Annotated in this window: 14 protein-coding genes; 6 read left to right on the forward strand and 8 right to left on the reverse strand. The window is 52.0% G+C overall.

Translation table 11 applies throughout. From position 1 onward, the window contains the following. Positions 1–111 precede the first annotated feature (111 nt). Positions 112–456 (forward strand): YceK/YidQ family lipoprotein, encoded by a 345-nt coding sequence (locus BS640_RS21390; protein ID WP_026110327.1) that lies wholly within the window; start codon positions 112–114, stop codon positions 454–456. A gap of 29 nt (positions 457–485) precedes the next feature. Here the strand turns inward: BS640_RS21390 and BS640_RS21395 are convergent, their stop codons facing one another. The 7 genes from BS640_RS21395 to dnaA all read right to left on the reverse strand — a co-directional run bounded on the left by BS640_RS21395 (position 486) and on the right by dnaA (position 11,960). Next, positions 486–1,763 carry a YidR family protein gene (locus BS640_RS21395; protein WP_017490401.1) on the reverse strand — a complete coding sequence of 426 codons (1,278 nt, stop codon included), beginning with the start codon at positions 1,761–1,763 and terminating at the stop codon, positions 486–488. A 10-nt stretch (positions 1,764–1,773) separates the two neighbouring features. Continuing rightward, positions 1,774–2,589 (reverse strand): sugar-phosphatase, encoded by an 816-nt coding sequence (gene yidA / locus BS640_RS21400; RefSeq protein WP_017490402.1) that lies wholly within the window; start codon positions 2,587–2,589, stop codon positions 1,774–1,776. A gap of 72 nt (positions 2,590–2,661) precedes the next feature. After that, positions 2,662–5,715 (reverse strand): hypothetical protein, encoded by a 3,054-nt coding sequence (locus tag BS640_RS21405; protein ID WP_139802857.1) that lies wholly within the window; start codon positions 5,713–5,715, stop codon positions 2,662–2,664. A gap of 60 nt (positions 5,716–5,775) precedes the next feature. After that, entirely contained in the window at positions 5,776–8,190 is a 2,415-nt protein-coding gene (gene gyrB, locus BS640_RS21410) for a DNA topoisomerase (ATP-hydrolyzing) subunit B (RefSeq protein ID WP_017490404.1), read from the reverse strand. 19 nt (positions 8,191–8,209) lie between these two features. Further along, a complete protein-coding gene (gene recF, locus BS640_RS21415) occupies positions 8,210–9,298 on the reverse strand; it encodes a DNA replication/repair protein RecF (protein ID WP_017490405.1) in 1,089 nt (362 codons plus the stop codon). Between the two features lie 162 nt (positions 9,299–9,460). Then, the gene (gene dnaN, locus BS640_RS21420; protein WP_017490406.1) at positions 9,461–10,561 is read right to left on the reverse strand and encodes a DNA polymerase III subunit beta; all 1,101 of its coding nucleotides are present in this window, start codon (positions 10,559–10,561) and stop codon (positions 9,461–9,463) included. Positions 10,562–10,565: 4 nt separating this feature from the next. Beyond that, entirely contained in the window at positions 10,566–11,960 is a 1,395-nt protein-coding gene (dnaA, locus tag BS640_RS21425) for a chromosomal replication initiator protein DnaA (protein ID WP_026110329.1), read from the reverse strand. Positions 11,961–12,711: 751 nt separating this feature from the next. On the opposite strand from dnaA, the gene rpmH reads away from it, so the two are divergent. From rpmH to mnmE, 5 genes are all read left to right on the forward strand, one after another. Beyond that, the gene (gene rpmH / locus BS640_RS21430) at positions 12,712–12,852 is read left to right on the forward strand and encodes a 50S ribosomal protein L34 (protein WP_009637487.1); all 141 of its coding nucleotides are present in this window, start codon (positions 12,712–12,714) and stop codon (positions 12,850–12,852) included. 18 nt (positions 12,853–12,870) lie between these two features. Beyond that, a complete protein-coding gene (gene rnpA, locus BS640_RS21435; RefSeq protein WP_084913295.1) occupies positions 12,871–13,230 on the forward strand; it encodes a ribonuclease P protein component in 360 nt (119 codons plus the stop codon). Continuing rightward, complete coding sequence (gene yidD, locus BS640_RS21440; RefSeq protein ID WP_072045099.1) at positions 13,194–13,451, forward strand: membrane protein insertion efficiency factor YidD; 258 nt, start codon at positions 13,194–13,196, stop codon at positions 13,449–13,451. Before rnpA ends, yidD begins: the two co-directional genes overlap by 37 nt. 2 nt (positions 13,452–13,453) lie before the next feature. Further along, positions 13,454–15,088: a membrane protein insertase YidC gene (gene yidC / locus BS640_RS21445; protein WP_017490409.1), complete on the forward strand. Its 1,635-nt coding sequence runs from the start codon at positions 13,454–13,456 to the stop codon at positions 15,086–15,088. A gap of 90 nt (positions 15,089–15,178) precedes the next feature. Then, positions 15,179–16,543: a tRNA uridine-5-carboxymethylaminomethyl(34) synthesis GTPase MnmE gene (mnmE, locus tag BS640_RS21450; RefSeq protein WP_084913296.1), complete on the forward strand. Its 1,365-nt coding sequence runs from the start codon at positions 15,179–15,181 to the stop codon at positions 16,541–16,543. 68 nt (positions 16,544–16,611) lie between these two features. On the opposite strand, the gene BS640_RS21455 is transcribed toward mnmE, so the two are convergent. After that, positions 16,612–17,616 carry a hypothetical protein gene (locus tag BS640_RS21455; protein ID WP_084913297.1) on the reverse strand — a complete coding sequence of 335 codons (1,005 nt, stop codon included), beginning with the start codon at positions 17,614–17,616 and terminating at the stop codon, positions 16,612–16,614. Positions 17,617–17,787: the final 171 nt, after the last annotated feature.

The following is a 17,787-nucleotide window of genomic DNA, read 5'->3' on the forward strand; positions in this document are numbered from 1 at the left end:
GAATAAGTACTATAATTTTATACGTCCTAATTTTAAACGCACTTTCTGAACCTGTTCTTGTAGGTCTATTACGGAGCATTCTCAGCCCGACAGTTAGAGATGAGTTTAAAGATGAAGAAACTATTATTGCCTGTAGCGACAGGATGCGTCTTTATGGCAAGCGGATGTTCAAGCGTGATGAGTCATACGGGCGAGTATCAAGGCTACTATCCCGGCTCTAAAGCAGACGTAAGAATGATGAAAAGCAACGATACCAGCTGGGCAATGACCCCTTTACTGGTATTGGATTTACCCTTTAGCGCAGTGATGGATACGTTGCTGCTGCCTATGGACTATTACAATCGCGACAATACCGGTACTCTCGATAGCATCAAGGCCAGCGAAGCGCACAACCTGGCTATCAGTCACGGCGTCGATATCGATCACGTTCCCCCAGTCACGACCGCCGCAAACTGATCATCGGCTTAGCTTGCGGCGTTCTATTCTCAGACCGGCGTGATGAATATCTGATTAAAACCTGATATTTCACGCATGAACGCCACCCATTTTCCATCGGGTGAGAACACAACGGCATCACCACTTGGCGGCACCTCGGTACGTTCCGTCAGAGCATGCATTTCGCCGCTGGCTACGTCCAGCAGTACCACCGAATTATCACACACTAACGCCAGCGCCTTGCCCTGTGGGTGCCAGCTAAATGCCGACTGAATATCTGAGGCCGCGTGGCTGATTTGCCATGGCTCCCCGCCCACAGGCGAAACGCCCCATACCTGCACGATGCCCCGACAGTCTTTCATCAGGAAAGCGAGGGTGGAACCGTCCGGCGATGCGCGCAGCCAGTGCCGAGGCTGAGACACCACGCCCGGATAAGGCCTGTCGGCGGTGAAAGTTAATCTTCTCTGCATCACCCCTGACGGCGGCGCGGGCAGGCGGGTCGCCGTGCCCTGCAAAGGATGTTCACCCGCTACGCGATAGGCCTCGTCGTTGTCGGGCAAATCTACCACGAACACTTCCGGAAGTTTTTCTCCCTTGGCGGACAGCGTGTCGCCGATAAAAGCCAGTGCCCAGCGTTGACGCTGGCCGTTGGCATTGACATAGCCCCGCGTACCTATCCATCCCTCTTCATAGGCGCGATTGATCTGGTCACTGCCCGGCTGCGGCTGCGGCGTGGTCTGACTGACCAGCACGCAAAAATGGCTGCCATCGTACTCGCGTGGATGCATCTTCGACGCCCGCACCGGATGATTGGCAAGCGCCACGCCGACGTTACGCAGGTCCTGCGCCGGATCCCACTCGTGCATCACGTGATCGTTATAGGTAAAACTCAGGCGACTGCCGTCAGGGCTGAAAACGTGAACGTGAGAGCCGCCCCGCAGCGCGCCGGGCGTGTAGGGTTCGGTAATATCGAAGGCGTCCAGAGTGACCGGTAGCGCCGATTTTTCGGCGTCGAGGAGAGTTCCGCGACGATGGTGGAAATCGTATTTCCAGCTCGCATCGGGATTTTCAGGTCCGTGAATAAAAACATAACGTGGCCGAGCATCGGGACTGACGGTAACCACCCCTACGTGTGCGCCCTGAGAGGCACAGTAGAGCGTCTCGATTTCACCGCTGGAAATATTGACCCGCTCAATGGTTAATCCACTGAAATCGCTGCCTTTGGGACGCACATCGTAGGCCAGCCAGCGACTGTCGGCGGTCCAGACATTAATGTTGGTCAGCTGATGACCGCGCGTATCAAAGGTTAACTGCTTTTCGCCCGCCACGTTATTTTCCTTAATCGTTCAGTACAAACTTCTCAACCGCGAAAGCCACGCCGTCTTCGCTGTTGGTTTTGGTGACAAACTGACTGACCGCCTTGACGCTGTCCAGCGCATTGCCCATCGCCACGCCCAATCCGGCGTATTTCAGCATCGCGATGTCATTTTCCTGGTCACCCAGCGTCATCACATTTTCGCGAGGAATACCCAGCTTCTCGGCTAACACCTTGACGCCCTGACCTTTATTCACTGACTTGTCGAGGATCTCGAGATAATAAGGCGAGCTTTTCATGATGGTGTAGCGTGATTTCGCCTCTTCAGGGATCTCGGCGATGGCCTTATCCAAACGCTCTGGATGGTCAATCATCATCACTTTCGGGAAGGTCAGCGAGCGGTCGATTTGATCCACGCTGCGATAGCGCAGTGGAATGCCGGTTATTGAGGATTCATGCACGGAATAAGGGCTGATATCGGGGTTAGTGCTGTATAGGTCGCTGTGTGACAGAGCGTGGAAGCCAACATTCAGCTCACGCGCCATTTTTTCAAAATAGACAAAATCATCGAATTTAAGCGTTGTTTCGGCGAAAATACTGCCATCTTTTGCATGATGAACCAACGCACCATTGTTGGAGATGCAATAAAATCCGTCTTTTTGCAGACTCAGCTCCTGAAGATAACGCTGAATGCCGATAAGCGGTCTTCCGGTCGCCAGGACAACCTGCACGCCTTTATTAATTGCCGCGGTCAGGGCTTGTTTTACCGCGGGCGTTATTTCATGCTGCGGATTGAGCAACGTTCCGTCCATATCTATTGCGATCAATTCAATTGCCATAGCGTCCTCAGAGTTAATGTCATTTTTTCCATGCTAGCGCGTTTCAGCATCTCAAAGCGAGGCAGAAAAAGGCTAAAAGCGGATAACGTCACCGGTAAAGATATTCTTAATCCAATAGGCGCTGTCGTAAGGAACCTCCTGCAGCTTGATAAAATAGGCCTGCTTATAGCTACGGGTTGGGCTAGTCATAAAAAGCCGGGTGATTGCCTCTATGCGGAAAAAGCTTTTCTGATCGAAGATATATTCCCCTTCCATATTAACTTGCGTGGTGAGCCGGTTGATAAGGGGCTTACTGCTATCGGCATCAATATAATAAATGGCAATCGCGGCGTTATGCTTGAGCCGCCAACTGGGGTCAAACATCCACCCCTGTGACAAGGCAATATTCACCAGCTTGCCCTTCGAAGAGGCCGACATAAATGCCGGGTAGTTGGTCACGATTTCTCCGGCGCGGAACTGGCTGATGTTTTCCTCAGTGATATCCACCACCCGCACCAGACTTTGTCTTTCGGGCATTTTCGGCAGGGCGTTAAGGGCGCTTTTTAGATGCTGTGACGTACGCATCATCTGCGCACTCGGATGTCCGCTAAGCAGCGCCAGATTGAGCGAAAAATTCAGGTTGCTTTTGCCCGAAGGCCAACTTCTTTTGCGCGGGTAGTTTCGGTACTCTTTCTGTTTTGGCACAAATGACCAGCCGCGCAGCGCCTCTTTCTGGTCGGTCGAGAGCGTCATAAAACGCCTGACGTAATCATGGCGATAGCCGCGGCTAAGGGTGTTGCCCCGCCAGGCAGACGGATGCATGATCAGTTCAGTCACTAACCTTTCCCATTCTGCATTATCAAAGCCATAAATATTTTCAGTTCTCGGGACACAGGCGCCCCCTATGGCACGCGGGCAACGCCGCAACCTCCGTGTTTTGGAGGTTTTATAGAGTTTGCGAACGCCTTTACGTAACGGCCTGTGCAGCAGGCGCATTAAATCGAAAGGCGGCACCATAAAACTGGCAATCTCTTTGCCGCTGGCCTTAACCAGCTTTTTTAACGCCGGTTTTATTGCCACCAGAATCGCCCTTTGCAGCATCTGGCCCGCCAGGCCCGCTGTACGCCCGGCTCTCATTGCCATCAATCCGGCTTTAATCCCGGACGCGCCTAATTTAATCATTGGAATACCGAGCGACAGCAGCGCCAGACCGAGATCGAACAAATCGAAGGCCAACTCTTTTAGTGTAGGACGATATTCAGCGTCATTAATCTTGCGTTGAATGACGTCAAAAAATGGCACAAAAGAGAGTATTTTCTCTAAAAGGCTGCGATCAAGGTGTTCCGTTCGCCAGGCGTCAACAAAGCGTTTCACCTGCGTATGCTGAATATGTATCAACGCTTCGCCCAGCGTAGGTTTCTCCATGCCGAGCTTAATCTCACGATCAAACCTGACAATGATCTGCTGTGCGTCCGGCACGATATCGGCGTAGTCCGGCCATAATGCCGTGAGCAAGGATTGTGCCTTAAGGTTTTCCGGGGGAACCCGTCCTCCGTTTTGAAGCCCGGCGATGGCCTCGACCTGAGTATCGGTCAGTACCTCGCTCAGATCCGCCACCAGCAATACCGAGCCCCACATGCTGGCGGCGTAACGTTTCCCCGAGTCACCTTGAAGAATGAAAATAAAAGCCCCAAGTTTCAGCGTTTCTACCCTTTGTGCCGTCTGCGGCAAAAGCTCGCTGCGGTAGGCCCCGGTTCTGAGCGAAAACAGCGGCGTAAATGGCCGCTCAAGATCCAAAGGACTGATTAGCTGAAAGGCAACAGTCTGCTCAACCGCACGTACTGAATCATCAACCGCATGATTTTTAAGATAGTCATTGAACTGCGAATAATATTTTTCAAGGCTGCAGAGCTTTTCCCTGCTCTTGAAAGGCTCTGCAGGACGACTGTGCCGCGGCATAAACTGGTTGTTATAGAATTTGATGACCTGCTCAGGGGTGAAAACCTTCCCTCGGCTGAGGTGAGCCTCTAAAAAGCGCGACTCGAAATCGCGCGCGGTGGGATTAAGATCCCAGTTGAGCACTTCGTATTTAACATAATACAGAAGGGATTCATGGCGGATTATTTTTCTGGCCAGCGGAAAGTAATAGGCATCGTCGTCGGGATCAAGCTTCTCATTAACATAGTTCAATAACGGCTCATCGGCCCACTGACCTTGCTCTTCGTGACGAAAAAGTATTCTGGCAGACAACAGACGATTCTCCGGCAGTGAATCATAGCCAAGTGGAGGAGAATCATGCAGGAAAGTTAAAATATCCTGCAACGGCCTCTGCCATTGGCCCGGCAGTGCATTCGATAGCGGTCGTGTAGCGTTAGTAGAGGAAGGTAATGGCGTCGCAACCTCGGCCGGAGGCTCGGCAACAATGGGAGTCCAATATTGTTCATCGCCACGGTTGCGCTGCGCTTTGGCGTCTCGGTCCAGTTGCAGCCTGCGGGAATGCGCTTGCTCCCGACGTTTAGCATTAGGCGGCCTGGTCGATTCCCCTGGAGGGGGCGACAGTCGATCGATTTTTAACAACGGCGATGAAAGCGCAATTGAAGGCCGGGTGGCGTTTTTCATTCTCTGCAATGGTGTAGACTTTTCCGTATAATAATTATTAGAAACAACGGGATAAGGTTTTGATGTGGGAGGCCGCAGAGAAATTTTTTTTATCGGTGGGTGCAATAAAAGAGTGCTGTGAGACGCGGGCTTGAGGGAGAAATTCGTGGGGTATTTTACCTTAGGCGTTTTGCTCTCAGCCATAAGCGCTTGATTGCCTGGCCCGGCGCTCGCTCGCGGTAGGTAAGCCAAAGCGCCGAGGCTTAGCGCCGCAAGTAAAACCGGACCTTTACCGCGAGTCCGCTTTTCAGCTCTAAAACTCGACGGCCGCATCGGCACGTTTTGGGTGTTTTGAATCAGGATCTTTTCCGACTTTCCGGCAAAGGTATAAAAATCCCTGCCTTTGACTTCTTTACTCTCAATTCGAATCTGCTGTAACTGCGTCCCTACAATCCTGGGCATAAATAGACGGCTCCCTTTCCATTTAACATAATACTTTATGCGGGTTTTCTCGCCTGTATGGTTTCGAACATCCTGAAACTCGGGCAAAAAAAATCCGAAATGGTTTCCCACTTCGGATTTAGAGAGACTATCAGCTGTACTCAGCGATTAGATATCGATATTCGCTGCTTTCAGGGCGTTTTCTTCGATGAAAGCGCGGCGTGGTTCAACGGCGTCTCCCATCAGCGTGGTGAACAGCTGATCGGCAGCGATAGCATCTTTGATGGTCACGCGCAGCATGCGACGCTGATCAGGATCCATGGTCGTTTCCCACAGCTGTTCTGGGTTCATTTCGCCCAGACCTTTATAACGCTGTACGGACAGACCGCGACGGGACTCTTTCACCAGCCATTCCAGCGCTTGCTCGAAGGTGGAAATCGGCTGACGGCGTTCGCCGCGCTCGATGTAGGCATCTTCTTCGATCAGGCCGCGAAGTTGCTGACCCAGAGCACAAAGCTTACGGTATTCACCACCGTGGATGAAATCAAAATCGAGGTCATAATCAGTATCAACGCCGTGAGTACGGATACGCAGAACCGGTTCGTAGATCTGACGCTCACGATTTTCACGCACGATAGCGCTGTAGCTGCTGCCGTGAGACTCTTTTTCGTTAAGCAACACGACCAGTTCTTCCATCCACTGCTGCACTTTTTCACGATCGGTCAGAGAAGTTTCTTCCAGCGTTGGCTGATAAACCAGATTGTTCAACAGCGCACGCGGGTAGCGACGCTCCATACGACCAATCATTTTCTGTACCGCGTAATGCTCGGCAACCAGCTTCTCCAGCGGCTCACCGGCCAAGGCAGGTGCGCTGGCGTTAGTGTGCAGCGTTGCGCCGTCCATTGCGATGGCGATTTGATACTGATCCATCGCTTCGTCATCTTTAATGTACTGTTCCTGCTTACCTTTTTTCACCTTGTACAGCGGCGGCTGAGCGATAAAGATGTGGCCGCGCTCAACGATTTCAGGCATCTGACGATAGAAGAAAGTCAGCAGCAGAGTTCGGATGTGTGAACCATCGACGTCGGCATCGGTCATGATGATGATGCTGTGATAGCGCAGTTTGTCCGGGTTGTATTCGTCACGGCCAATGCCGCAGCCCAACGCCGTAATCAGCGTGGCGACTTCCTGAGAAGAGAGCATTTTATCGAAACGCGCTTTCTCGACGTTAAGGATTTTACCTTTCAGCGGCAAAATGGCCTGATTCTTGCGGTTACGGCCCTGCTTCGCAGATCCGCCCGCTGAGTCCCCTTCCACCAGGTACAGTTCGGAGTGAGCCGGATCGCGTTCCTGACAGTCAGCCAATTTGCCCGGCAGACCGGCCAAATCCAACGCGCCCTTACGACGCGTCATTTCACGGGCTTTACGTGCCGCTTCACGCGCACGAGCCGCATCGATGATTTTGCCGACAACGATTTTCGCGTCGCCCGGGTTTTCCATCAGATAATCAACCAGCTTTTCGTTCATCAGGGTTTCAACCGCTGATTTCACTTCTGACGACACCAGCTTGTCTTTGGTCTGAGAAGAGAACTTAGGATCCGGCACTTTTACAGAAACAACGGCGATCAGGCCTTCACGGGCGTCGTCACCGGTGGCACTGATTTTGGATTTCTTGCTGTAGCCTTCTTTATCCATGTACGCGTTCAGGGTACGGGTCATCGCCGCACGGAAACCGGCGAGGTGAGTCCCGCCGTCACGCTGTGGAATATTGTTGGTAAAGCAGTAAATGTTTTCCTGGAAACCGTCGTTCCATTGCAGAGCAATTTCCACGCCGATGTCGTCTTTCATGGTAGAGAAATAGAACACGGTCGGGTGGATTGGATTCTTGTTTTTATTCAGGTATTCCACGAACGCCTTAATGCCGCCCTCGTAGTGGAAGTGATCCTGTTTGTCATCACGCTTGTCGTGCAGGCGGATAGCCACGCCGGAGTTCAGGAACGACAGCTCGCGCAGGCGCTTGGCCAGGATGTCGTACTCGAATTCGGTATGGTTTGTGAAGGTCTGGAAGCTCGGCCAGAAGCGTACGGTTGTTCCGGTTAGCTCGGTCTCGCCAACGACTTTCAGTGGATTCTGAGGCTCGCCGTGGACGTAGGTTTGTTCGTGAACTTTACCTTCACGACGGATAACCAACTCCAGCTTTTCAGACAGGGCGTTAACAACAGATACACCCACGCCGTGCAGGCCGCCGGACACTTTGTATGAGTTATCGTCAAATTTACCGCCGGCGTGAAGAACAGTCATGATGACTTCTGCGGCAGAGATGCCTTCTTCTTCGTGAATGCCGGTTGGAATGCCACGACCATCATCCTGAACGGAGACGGAGTTATCCGCATGAATCGTAACCAGAATCTCTTTACAGTGGCCAGCGAGGGCTTCGTCGATAGCGTTGTCCACAACCTCGAATACCATGTGGTGCAGACCAGTGCCGTCATCGGTATCGCCGATATACATGCCGGGGCGCTTACGCACCGCGTCCAGCCCTTTTAATACCTTGATACTTGAGGAGTCATAAGAATTCGACATCAACGTTTCTCGCTCATTTTTAGTCCTGTGATAGAACGGCTATTTTACCTTGTTCCACGCGGAACATCTTGCCCTTTTCACCCACCATATCGGTTACTTGTTCAGCGCTAACTGCGCTGACAAAAACCTGGGCCTGGGTGGCTTTGAGGCGATCGGCCAATAACCGGCGTTTACCGGTATCCAGCTCGGAGGCAAAATCGTCAAGAAGATACAGGCAACGCCGCCCGCTCTGTCGGGTGAGAAACTCACCCTGCGCTAATCGGAGTGCACACATCAGCAGTTTCAACTGCCCACGGGAGAGTAAATCCTCCACCGGCGTGCCGTCGGCACGGATGCGAAAATCGGCTTTGTGCGGACCCGATGCTGTGTAAGTCAAGGCTCTGTCGCGCTCGAACTGGCGCTCCAGCAGTTCGCCATAATCGCTTTCCTTATCCCAGCCGCGCTGGAAAGAGAAGGTCAGGGCAAACTCGGGCAAAAACTGTGCACAGGTTGCGCTGATATCAGCGGCGATTGCCCGGCTGTACTCTGCCCGCCATTCGCTGATGCGCTCAGCCAGTGGGATAAGCTCCTGATCCCACGCGCGAATCTGCGCATAGCGACTCACCTGACGCAGCGCGGCGTTGCGCTGCTTGAGTAACCGACGCAGGTTGCTCCAGGCGATAAAAAAACCGGGATCGTGATGAAAACAACCCCAGTCCAAAAATGCACGGCGGTATTTTGGACCACCGTTCAGTAATGTAAAACCTTCAGGCGTGATCAGCTGCATCGGCAGCATTTGCGCCAGCTCAGAAACCTTATGACCGTCGCTGCCGTCGATTCTGACCTTGCTGTCGCCCTGACGGCTTTTGCTCAATCCGACGCTCAGCTCGCGCTCACCGCCTTCGTCAATGCGCCCATGCAGAACAAATTCTGGCTGCTCGTGACGAATTACCCTTCCCGCCTGCAAACTGCGAAAGGCGCGGCCATGCCCAAGCGTATACACCGCCTCGAGCACGCTTGTTTTACCGCTACCGTTGGGACCCACGAGGAAGTTAAATCCGGGCGAAGGCGCTAAGTCCGCCGCCTCGATGTTGCGGAAATCTTTAATCAGTAATCGCGTTAATGCCATTAAAAAGTTTTCTTCATCATCAACCGCACAAGGGCGTTAGCGTCGCAGCGAGTTTGGAGACGGCTAGCGCACAGCAACCGGAGCGTACACAAGTACGTGACCGACTTAGCCATAAAAAACTGAGCACTGCCCGACTTCAAAATAGCCATTAAGCTAGCCCGCTTAAAGTCTCATCGGCATGACGACATAGGCTGCGGCCTTACTGGCACCGTCTTCAATCTGCACGCTGGAAACAGAGTCGGTCAGTAACAGGCGAACCTCTTCACATTTCAGGGCGTTAAGAACATCAAGCACGTAGCTGACGTTGAAGCCAATTTCCATTTCCGTGCCGTCGTAAGCGACGTCGAGAATTTCCTCTGCCTCTTCCTGCTCTGGGTTATTCGCGGTGATCTTCAGCTGATTCTGGCTGAGATACAGACGCACACCGCGGAATTTTTCGTTGGAAAGAATGGCCGCACGGGCAAACGCCTGCTTGAGCAGGTCACAGCCGGCTTGCAGCGTTTTGTCAGGATTCTTAGGCAACACGCGACGATAATCAGGGAAACGTCCATCAACCAGCTTGGAGGTGAAGATGAAATCACCGACGTGCGCGCGGATATTATTGCTACCGATTTGCAGTTGCAGCAGGGTATCGCCGCCGTCGAGCAGGCGGACCAATTCCATCACGCCTTTGCGCGGGACAATAACCGAGTGCGACGGCAAAGACTGGCCGATAGGCATTGAGCACACCGCCAAACGGTGTCCGTCGGTCGCGACGGTACGCAGCTCTTCACCTTCGGTCTCAAAAAGCATTCCGTTCAGGTAATAGCGAACGTCCTGATGCGCCATCGAGAACTGGGTCGCTTCGATCAGGCGTTTTAACGTCGCCTGCGGCAGGGTAAATTCTACCTCGCTCTGCCAGTCGTCAAGGTTCGGGAAGTCGCTCGCCGGCAGCGTAGACAGCGAGAAGCGGCTGCGCCCGGAGCGAACCAGCATACGGTCGCTTTCGAGGGTCACGGCTATCTCTGCGCCTTCTGGCAAGCCACGGCAGATATCAAAGAATTTACGCGCAGGGACAGTCGTTGCACCCACGTCATGAGGCTGAGACAGCGCAACTTTGGCGACCATCTCCATTTCAAGATCTGTCCCCGTTAGCAATAACGCGCCTTCCGTAACCTGCAACAACAGGTTACCCAGAATTGGCAGCGTTGGTCGTCCACCCAGTGGGCTACTGACCTGTTGCAGTGGTTTCAGCAAATGCTCACGTTCAACAATAAATTTCATAGCGCTAGGAGGAGAGTGTCCTGATTAAGTTAGAGAAATCTTCTTTGATGTCATGGCTTTCTTCACGCAGCTGCTCGATTTTACGGCAGGCGTGCAACACCGTGGTATGGTCACGACCACCGAACGCATCGCCGATTTCTGGCAGGCTGTGGTTGGTGAGCTCTTTTGCCAGCGCCATCGCCATCTGACGCGGTCGGGCAACCGAACGGGAACGCCGTTTGGAGAGCAGGTCAGCGACCTTAATCTTATAATACTCGGCGACCGTTTTCTGAATATTATCAATGGTGACCAGCTTCTCTTGCAGAGCAAGCAGGTCACGCAGCGCCTCACGCACGAAGTCGATGGTGATGGCGCGGCCGGTAAAGTTGGCGTTGGCGATAACGCGGTTCAGCGCGCCCTCGAGCTCACGCACGTTGGAACGCAGACGCTTGGCGATAAAGAACGCCACCTCGCCGGGCAGACGGATGTCATTCTCGTCGGCCTTTTTCATTAAAATCGCCACACGCGTTTCGAGCTCTGGCGGCTCAATCGCGACGGTCAAACCCCAGCCAAAGCGGGATTTCAGACGGTCTTCGACGCCGTTAATCTCTTTAGGATAACGGTCCGAGGTCAAAATGATCTGCTGATTGCCTTCGAGCAGGGCGTTAAAGGTATGGAAAAACTCTTCCTGAGAACGCTCTTTGTTGGCAAAAAATTGAATGTCATCGATAAGTAACGCATCGACCGAGCGGTAATAACGCTTAAATTCTTCAATGGCATTGTTTTGCAGGGCTTTCACCATATCCTGCACGAAACGCTCGGAATGCATGTAAACCACTTTGGCATTGGCTTTGCGCGCCATAATGCCGTTGCCCACAGCGTGCAGCAAGTGCGTTTTACCGAGACCGGTTCCGCCGTATAAAAACAATGGGTTATAAGCGCCACCCGGATTATCTGCCACCTGACGAGCCGCAGCACGGGCCAGTTGGTTAGATTTACCTTCGACGAAGTTATCGAAAGTATGCTTTGGATTGACGTTAGAGCGATAAGACAGCTCGGGCTGAGCAGGTGAACTGTCCCAGCTAGGGCGCGTAGGAGCCGCGCGCGGGGCAGTTCTGGCCGCGACCGGAGAACTGACGGCGGCGGCAACGGTTTCGTTAACGCGCTGAACAAGTGGCTTGCTGCCCACCTCAAAACGTAACAAAGGCGCATCCGTGCCACAAAAATCGTTCAACAGACCGTTAATGTTGTTTAAGTATTTGTCACGCACCCAATCGAGGACAAACCGGTTTGGCGCATACAGCGCCAAGGTGTTGTCACTCAATTCCGCCTGCAAAGGGCGTATCCACATACTGAATTCTGTGGCAGGTAACTCATCCTGCAATCTGGCAAGACACTGCTGCCAAAGCGAAAGTGACACGGCGGACTCCACTCGAACAAGACCAAAAAAGAAAAAGGATCAGGATATTTTTTAAATCATGATTTTAGACACACGCCTCGCTCTGACATTTACAGCTACGCCACGGGGTTGCACCGTAGTGTGAGAAAAATGTTGAGGAGATGTCTTCAGGCCACCCTGTCAGTGACCAAAAGCGACGTGTGAACCGTTTTTTACGGTTTTTTGTCGGCTAATAAGTTTCGTTTAAAAAATCTACAAGCCGATCGGCCGTCCGGGATGGATCAGCGATCGGAATGGCGGATCATAACGCAAACTGCGTCAGAGATCCTCCCCTTCCTCACACAAAAGATCCTTTTTATCCACAGGCGTGGTTCGTCAAGTGGGTAAGCTTAGCCGATCACTAGAATATTAGGAGGGTGACTCACGCTTTGCACAGAAAAATAAGATTTCACTGAGCATCATTCACAGGTTTTCAACCGAGATCACAATAAGAATGTTCAAGGATCAAGCGGCGATCCTTGCGATTTAGGCAAGAGTCCGTATAATCCTCAGCCCTACGTGTGATACCTGTGCTCCTGATGGTCATCGGTGACCACGGGAATATTTGGTAAACATTTAGGCGCGCTTTCTAGCAATGTAAATTGACTCAGGACTGTACAATTATTACAATCCCGCTTCTTTATATGTTGCGACAAAGGCATCGGCTGCTTCTGCACCGAGAGCCCACGCGTTTACTGATCAGTTTTAATTTTAAGTTTAGGTAGAAATCGCCATGAAACGCACTTTCCAACCGTCCGTACTGAAGCGCAACCGTAGCCACGGTTTCCGTGCTCGTATGGCTACCAAGAATGGTCGTCAGGTTCTGGCTCGCCGTCGCGCGAAAGGCCGTACCCGTCTGTCTGCTTCTAAGTAATAAAAGCTAACCTGTTTAGTGGTTAAGCTAGCTTTTCCCAGGGAGTTACGTTTGTTAACTCCCCGTCATTTCACTTTCGTCTTCCAGCAGCCACAACGGGCCGGCACGCCTCAAATCACCATCCTTGGCCGCCTGAACGAGCTGGGGCATCCCCGCATCGGTCTCACCGTCGCAAAAAAACATGTCAAACGCGCTCACGAACGTAATCGGATCAAACGCCTAACACGCGAAAGCTTCCGGTTAAATCAGCATGTGCTGCCGTCTATGGATTTTGTCGTGCTGGTGAAGAAGGGGGTTGCCGATCTCGATAACCGTGCGTTAACGGAAGCGTTGGAGAAATTATGGCGTCGACACTGCCGACAGGCTCCCGCATCCTGATTGCCTTGATACGCGGGTATCAACTGGTAATCAGCCCAATGCTTGGGCCTCATTGTCGTTTTCGGCCAACCTGCTCTCAATACGGTATTGAGGCAATTGGTCGCTTTGGCATGGTAAAAGGCAGTTGGTTGACGCTGAAGCGCGTATTAAAATGCCATCCTTTAAACCCAGGTGGTGATGACCCCGTACCGCCAAAAACCGACAATAACAGAGAACACTAACGATGGATTCGCAACGCAATCTTTTCCTCATCGCTCTGCTGTTCGTGTCTTTCATGATCTGGCAGGCATGGCAAACGGACCACGCTCCGCAACCAGCCAACCAGACCACGCAACAGACTGCGAACACAGCCACCGGTGATGCTGCCAACCAGGCTGTTCCTGGAAGCGGACAGGGCAAACTGATCACTGTTAACACTGACGTCCTCTCTTTGACCATCAACACTCGTGGTGGCGATATCGAGCAGGCTCTGTTGACGCAATACCCAGTAGCGCTGAAATCTACCGCTCCGTTCCAGCTGCTCGAAACAACTCCCTCTTTCGTCTATCAGGCTCAAAGCGGTCTGACCGGCAAAAATGGTCCGGATAATCCAGCTAACGGTGAACGTCCTCTGTACACCACAAGCCAGGACAGCTTCACCTTGGGTGAAGGCCAGACCGAACTGCGTATCCCGATGACCTACACGGCTCCAAACGGCGCAGTTTATACCAAGACTTTCGTTATCAAACGCGGCTCTTACGCCGTTAACGTGGCTTATAACGTTAACAACACTACTAAAGCTCCGCTGGATTTGACCCTGTTCGGTCAGCTGAAGCAAACCACCGACCTGCCTAAATCTCGCGATACCGGCAACCACAGCTTTGCTCTGCACACCTTCCGTGGCGCGGCTTACTCCTCCAGCGATGACAAATACCAGAAATATGCGTTCGACAAGAGCGAACCTCTGGATGTCACCACTCAGGGCGGATGGGTGGCCATGTTGCAGCAGTACTTTGCCACCGCATGGATCCCTTCAGCGAAAGATACCAACACCTTCTACACCAACAACAGCAACGGTATCTCTTCAATCGGCTTTAAAGGCGCACCTTTCGTCGTTCAGCCTGGCGCTCAGCAGCAGGTGGGTTCAATCCTGTGGGTTGGCCCTGAACTTCAGGACCAGATGGCCGCTATCGCGCCACACCTGGACCTGACCGTTGACTACGGCTGGCTGTGGTTTATCTCTCAGCCGCTGTTCAAGCTGCTGAAGTTTATCCACAGCTTCATCGGTAACTGGGGCTTCTCGATTATCATCATCACCTTTATCGTGCGCGGTATCATGTACCCACTGACCCGTGCGCAATATACGTCGATGGCGAAAATGCGTATGCTGCAGCCGAAACTGGCCGCGATGCGTGAGCGTATCGGTGATGACAAACAGCGCATGAGTCAGGAAATGATGGCGCTGTACAAGTCGGAAAAAGTTAACCCACTGGGTGGCTGTCTGCCGCTGGTAATCCAGATGCCTATCTTCTTGGCACTGTATTACATGCTGTCTGGTTCCATCGAACTGCGCCACGCGCCGTTTGTCCTGTGGATCCATGACCTGTCGGCGCAAGACCCGTACTTCATCCTGCCGGTTATGATGGGTATCACGATGTTCTTCATTCAGAAGATGTCGCCGACCACCGTAACCGACCCGATGCAGCAGAAGATCATGACCTTTATGCCGGTTATCTTCACGGTGTTCTTCCTGTGGTTCCCGTCAGGCCTGGTGGTGTACTACATCGTCAGTAACCTGGTCACCATCCTCCAGCAGCAGCTGATTTATCGCGGCCTGGAAAAACGTGGTTTACACAGCCGCGACAAGAAGAAAGCCTGATCGATAGATAACATCGGTGCATAATAGAGAAGGCGGTCAATTGACCGCCTTCTTTTTTAACTAAATTTTAGCCAGAACTCAGAGAACGCTATGAATACGTCAGACACTATCGTTGCTCAAGCTACGCCGCCAGGCCGCGGTGGCGTCGGTATTGTGCGCATTTCCGGCCGTGCGGCCAGCCTGATAGCCCATGAAATCCTGGGCAAGCTGCCTAAGCCACGCTATGCCGACTATCTGCCCTTTCGCGATGCAGACGGCAGTACGCTGGACCAAGGCATTGCGCTGTGGTTCCCTGGCCCTAACTCCTTCACTGGAGAGGACGTACTGGAACTTCAGGGCCACGGCGGGCCGGTTATCCTCGACCTGTTGATCAAACGCATTCTGGCGCTGCCTGACGTGCGTATCGCCCGCCCCGGTGAGTTCTCCGAGCGCGCGTTCCTTAACGACAAGCTGGATTTGGCACAGGCGGAGGCCATTGCCGACCTGATTGATGCCAGCTCCGAACAGGCGGCACGGTCTGCCGTCAACTCTTTGCAGGGGGCATTTTCGTCGAAGATCCATCACTTGGTGGAAGCACTCACTAACCTGCGAATCTATGTCGAAGCGGCGATTGACTTCCCGGATGAGGAAATCGACTTCCTGTCTGATGGCAAAATTGAAGCTCAGCTCAATGCGGTGATCGGTGACCTAAACGCCGTGCGTACCGAAGCGCGTCAGGGCAGCCTGCTGCGCGAGGGAATGAAAGTGGTAATTGCCGGTCGTCCAAACGCCGGTAAATCAAGCCTTCTCAATGCATTAGCCGGTCGCGAAGCCGCAATCGTCACCGATATTGCCGGGACTACCCGTGACGTGCTGCGGGAACATATCCACATCGACGGCATGCCGCTGCACATTATCGACACCGCCGGTCTGCGCGACGCCAGTGACGAAGTGGAGCGAATTGGTATCGAACGTGCGTGGAACGAGATTGAACAGGCGGATACCGTGCTGTTTATGGTTGACGGCACCACCACCGATGCCACCGAGCCGGCCGAGATCTGGCCAGACTTTATGGCGCGTCTGCCCGCTTCTCTGCCGATCGTGGTGGTACGAAATAAAGCCGATGTAACAGGCGAGACAATGGGTAAGAAAGAAGTGAATGGTCACTCACTTATTCGCCTGTCGGCGCGTACCGGTGAAGGTATCGACCTGCTCCGTGACCATTTGAAAGAGAGCATGGGCTTTAACCAAAATATGGAAGGCGGCTTCCTTGCCCGCCGTCGCCACCTGCAGGCGCTGGAGCAGGCCGCACAGCACCTTTTACAGGGTAAAGACCAGCTTTTGGGTGCCTGGGCAGGAGAACTGCTGGCGGAAGAGCTCCGTCTTTCCCAGCAGTCGCTGAGCGAGATAACGGGAGAGTTTAGTTCCGATGATCTGCTTGGCCGTATCTTCTCGAGCTTCTGTATCGGCAAATAGGCCCTGTGTAAAATGTAAGCACTTACTCACAAAAGGGCTAGTGGCCTTTATGAGTAAGTGCCACTTCATCAGCTCGAAAACTTTTCCAGACGTTTAAGCTGAGCTTCCAACACCTGACACAGGTTCAGCATATTCTGTGGGATTTTTACAAACTCAGTGACATTCTCATGCCTCACTTTATGTTTTTTGCAGAAAATATCGATTAATGTAATTAAATCTTTGGACTTTTTGTAAACGCTGAAGTTCATATTTGAGGTTATCTTAAGAATAGTGGCTTGCAGTATGTCAATCTCTTGCTGAGCTTTTTTATATAGACTAATGCGCTTTGTTAATAACTCTCTCTGTGAGCCCGTGGTTTTTTCTAAAAATTTATTATCATGCGAAATATTGGCCTCGAAACTGTTGTAAGACGCGGCGATGTCTTTAATTATATGACTGATGACAATTGATCGCTTATTGTCTTTTTGGGTAAAAAGCAGCCTGCCAACAGGAAGAGGTTCACCCCGGTGAGGTGATTTATCGTATTCATCAATCATTTTCATGGCTAGGCGTTGTTTAGCCTCCATCTTTCCAGAAAATCCACGGTGGACTCCCAGGTCTAAAAGATTCTTACTCGAATCTTGGTTTTCAGGAGCATCAATTCTCCCCCGCGGACTCCTCGCCCCCCGCAGGCTCTTAGCCTCTGGTAGCAATTCAGGTTTTAAACTGGCAGCTCCCTCCGCTCCTGGCGCTCCTGGCGCTCCTGGCGCTCCTGGCGCTCCTGAAGCATAGGCCAACGAGCCTCCGATTAAAACAATCGTCCCCAATGCCATGAAAACTTTCACCGCGGGAAAGTTGCATTTTACCGCGGGAGCCTTTTGTTCAATCAATTCCTGACAGGGGTGATACACTTCTTCCATATTTATCCCGATAAAAGGGTCGGTGCATAAAATGTTACTTTCTGGTGATGAATTAGAATTATTTCCTACATTATTAACATGATTAGCGAAACTTGTTTTATTAGGAAAATCTTTCTCAACATTTTTAACTGGCTTATAGCCTGGTATGTTATTTACATTAATATATTTAGGCATATCTAATATCCTTCCTGGATAATTATTATTCTCGCCAGCAAAATACACCAAAAAACTTGTTATTTATCATTAAATATGGACGAAATTAGATTCCATTGATCGAAGTCAAAGGGCTATTTACCCACTTCTCGATAAATAAAAATAACTCTTAATAAAAGCTCATAAATGTTC

Source organism: Rouxiella badensis (genome assembly GCF_002093665.1).
Taxonomy (GTDB): Bacteria; Pseudomonadota; Gammaproteobacteria; order Enterobacterales; family Enterobacteriaceae; genus Rouxiella; species Rouxiella badensis.

Bases quoted from the DNA above. Each gene is read 5' to 3' on its own strand.
- BS640_RS21390 (WP_026110327.1), top strand. From the start codon at position 112: ATGAAGAAACTATTATTGCCTGTAGCGACAGGATGCGTCTTTATGGCA.
- yidA (WP_017490402.1), bottom strand. From the start codon at position 2,589: ATGGCAATTGAATTGATCGCAATAGATATGGACGGAACGTTGCTCAAT.
- gyrB (WP_017490404.1), bottom strand. From the start codon at position 8,190: ATGTCGAATTCTTATGACTCCTCAAGTATCAAGGTATTAAAAGGGCTG.
- recF (WP_017490405.1), bottom strand. From the start codon at position 9,298: ATGGCATTAACGCGATTACTGATTAAAGATTTCCGCAACATCGAGGCG.
- dnaN (WP_017490406.1), bottom strand. From the start codon at position 10,561: ATGAAATTTATTGTTGAACGTGAGCATTTGCTGAAACCACTGCAACAG.
- rpmH (WP_009637487.1), top strand. From the start codon at position 12,712: ATGAAACGCACTTTCCAACCGTCCGTACTGAAGCGCAACCGTAGCCAC.
- yidD (WP_072045099.1), top strand. From the start codon at position 13,194: ATGGCGTCGACACTGCCGACAGGCTCCCGCATCCTGATTGCCTTGATA.
- yidC (WP_017490409.1), top strand. From the start codon at position 13,454: ATGGATTCGCAACGCAATCTTTTCCTCATCGCTCTGCTGTTCGTGTCT.
- mnmE (WP_084913296.1), top strand. From the start codon at position 15,179: ATGAATACGTCAGACACTATCGTTGCTCAAGCTACGCCGCCAGGCCGC.
- BS640_RS21455 (WP_084913297.1), bottom strand. From the start codon at position 17,616: ATGCCTAAATATATTAATGTAAATAACATACCAGGCTATAAGCCAGTT.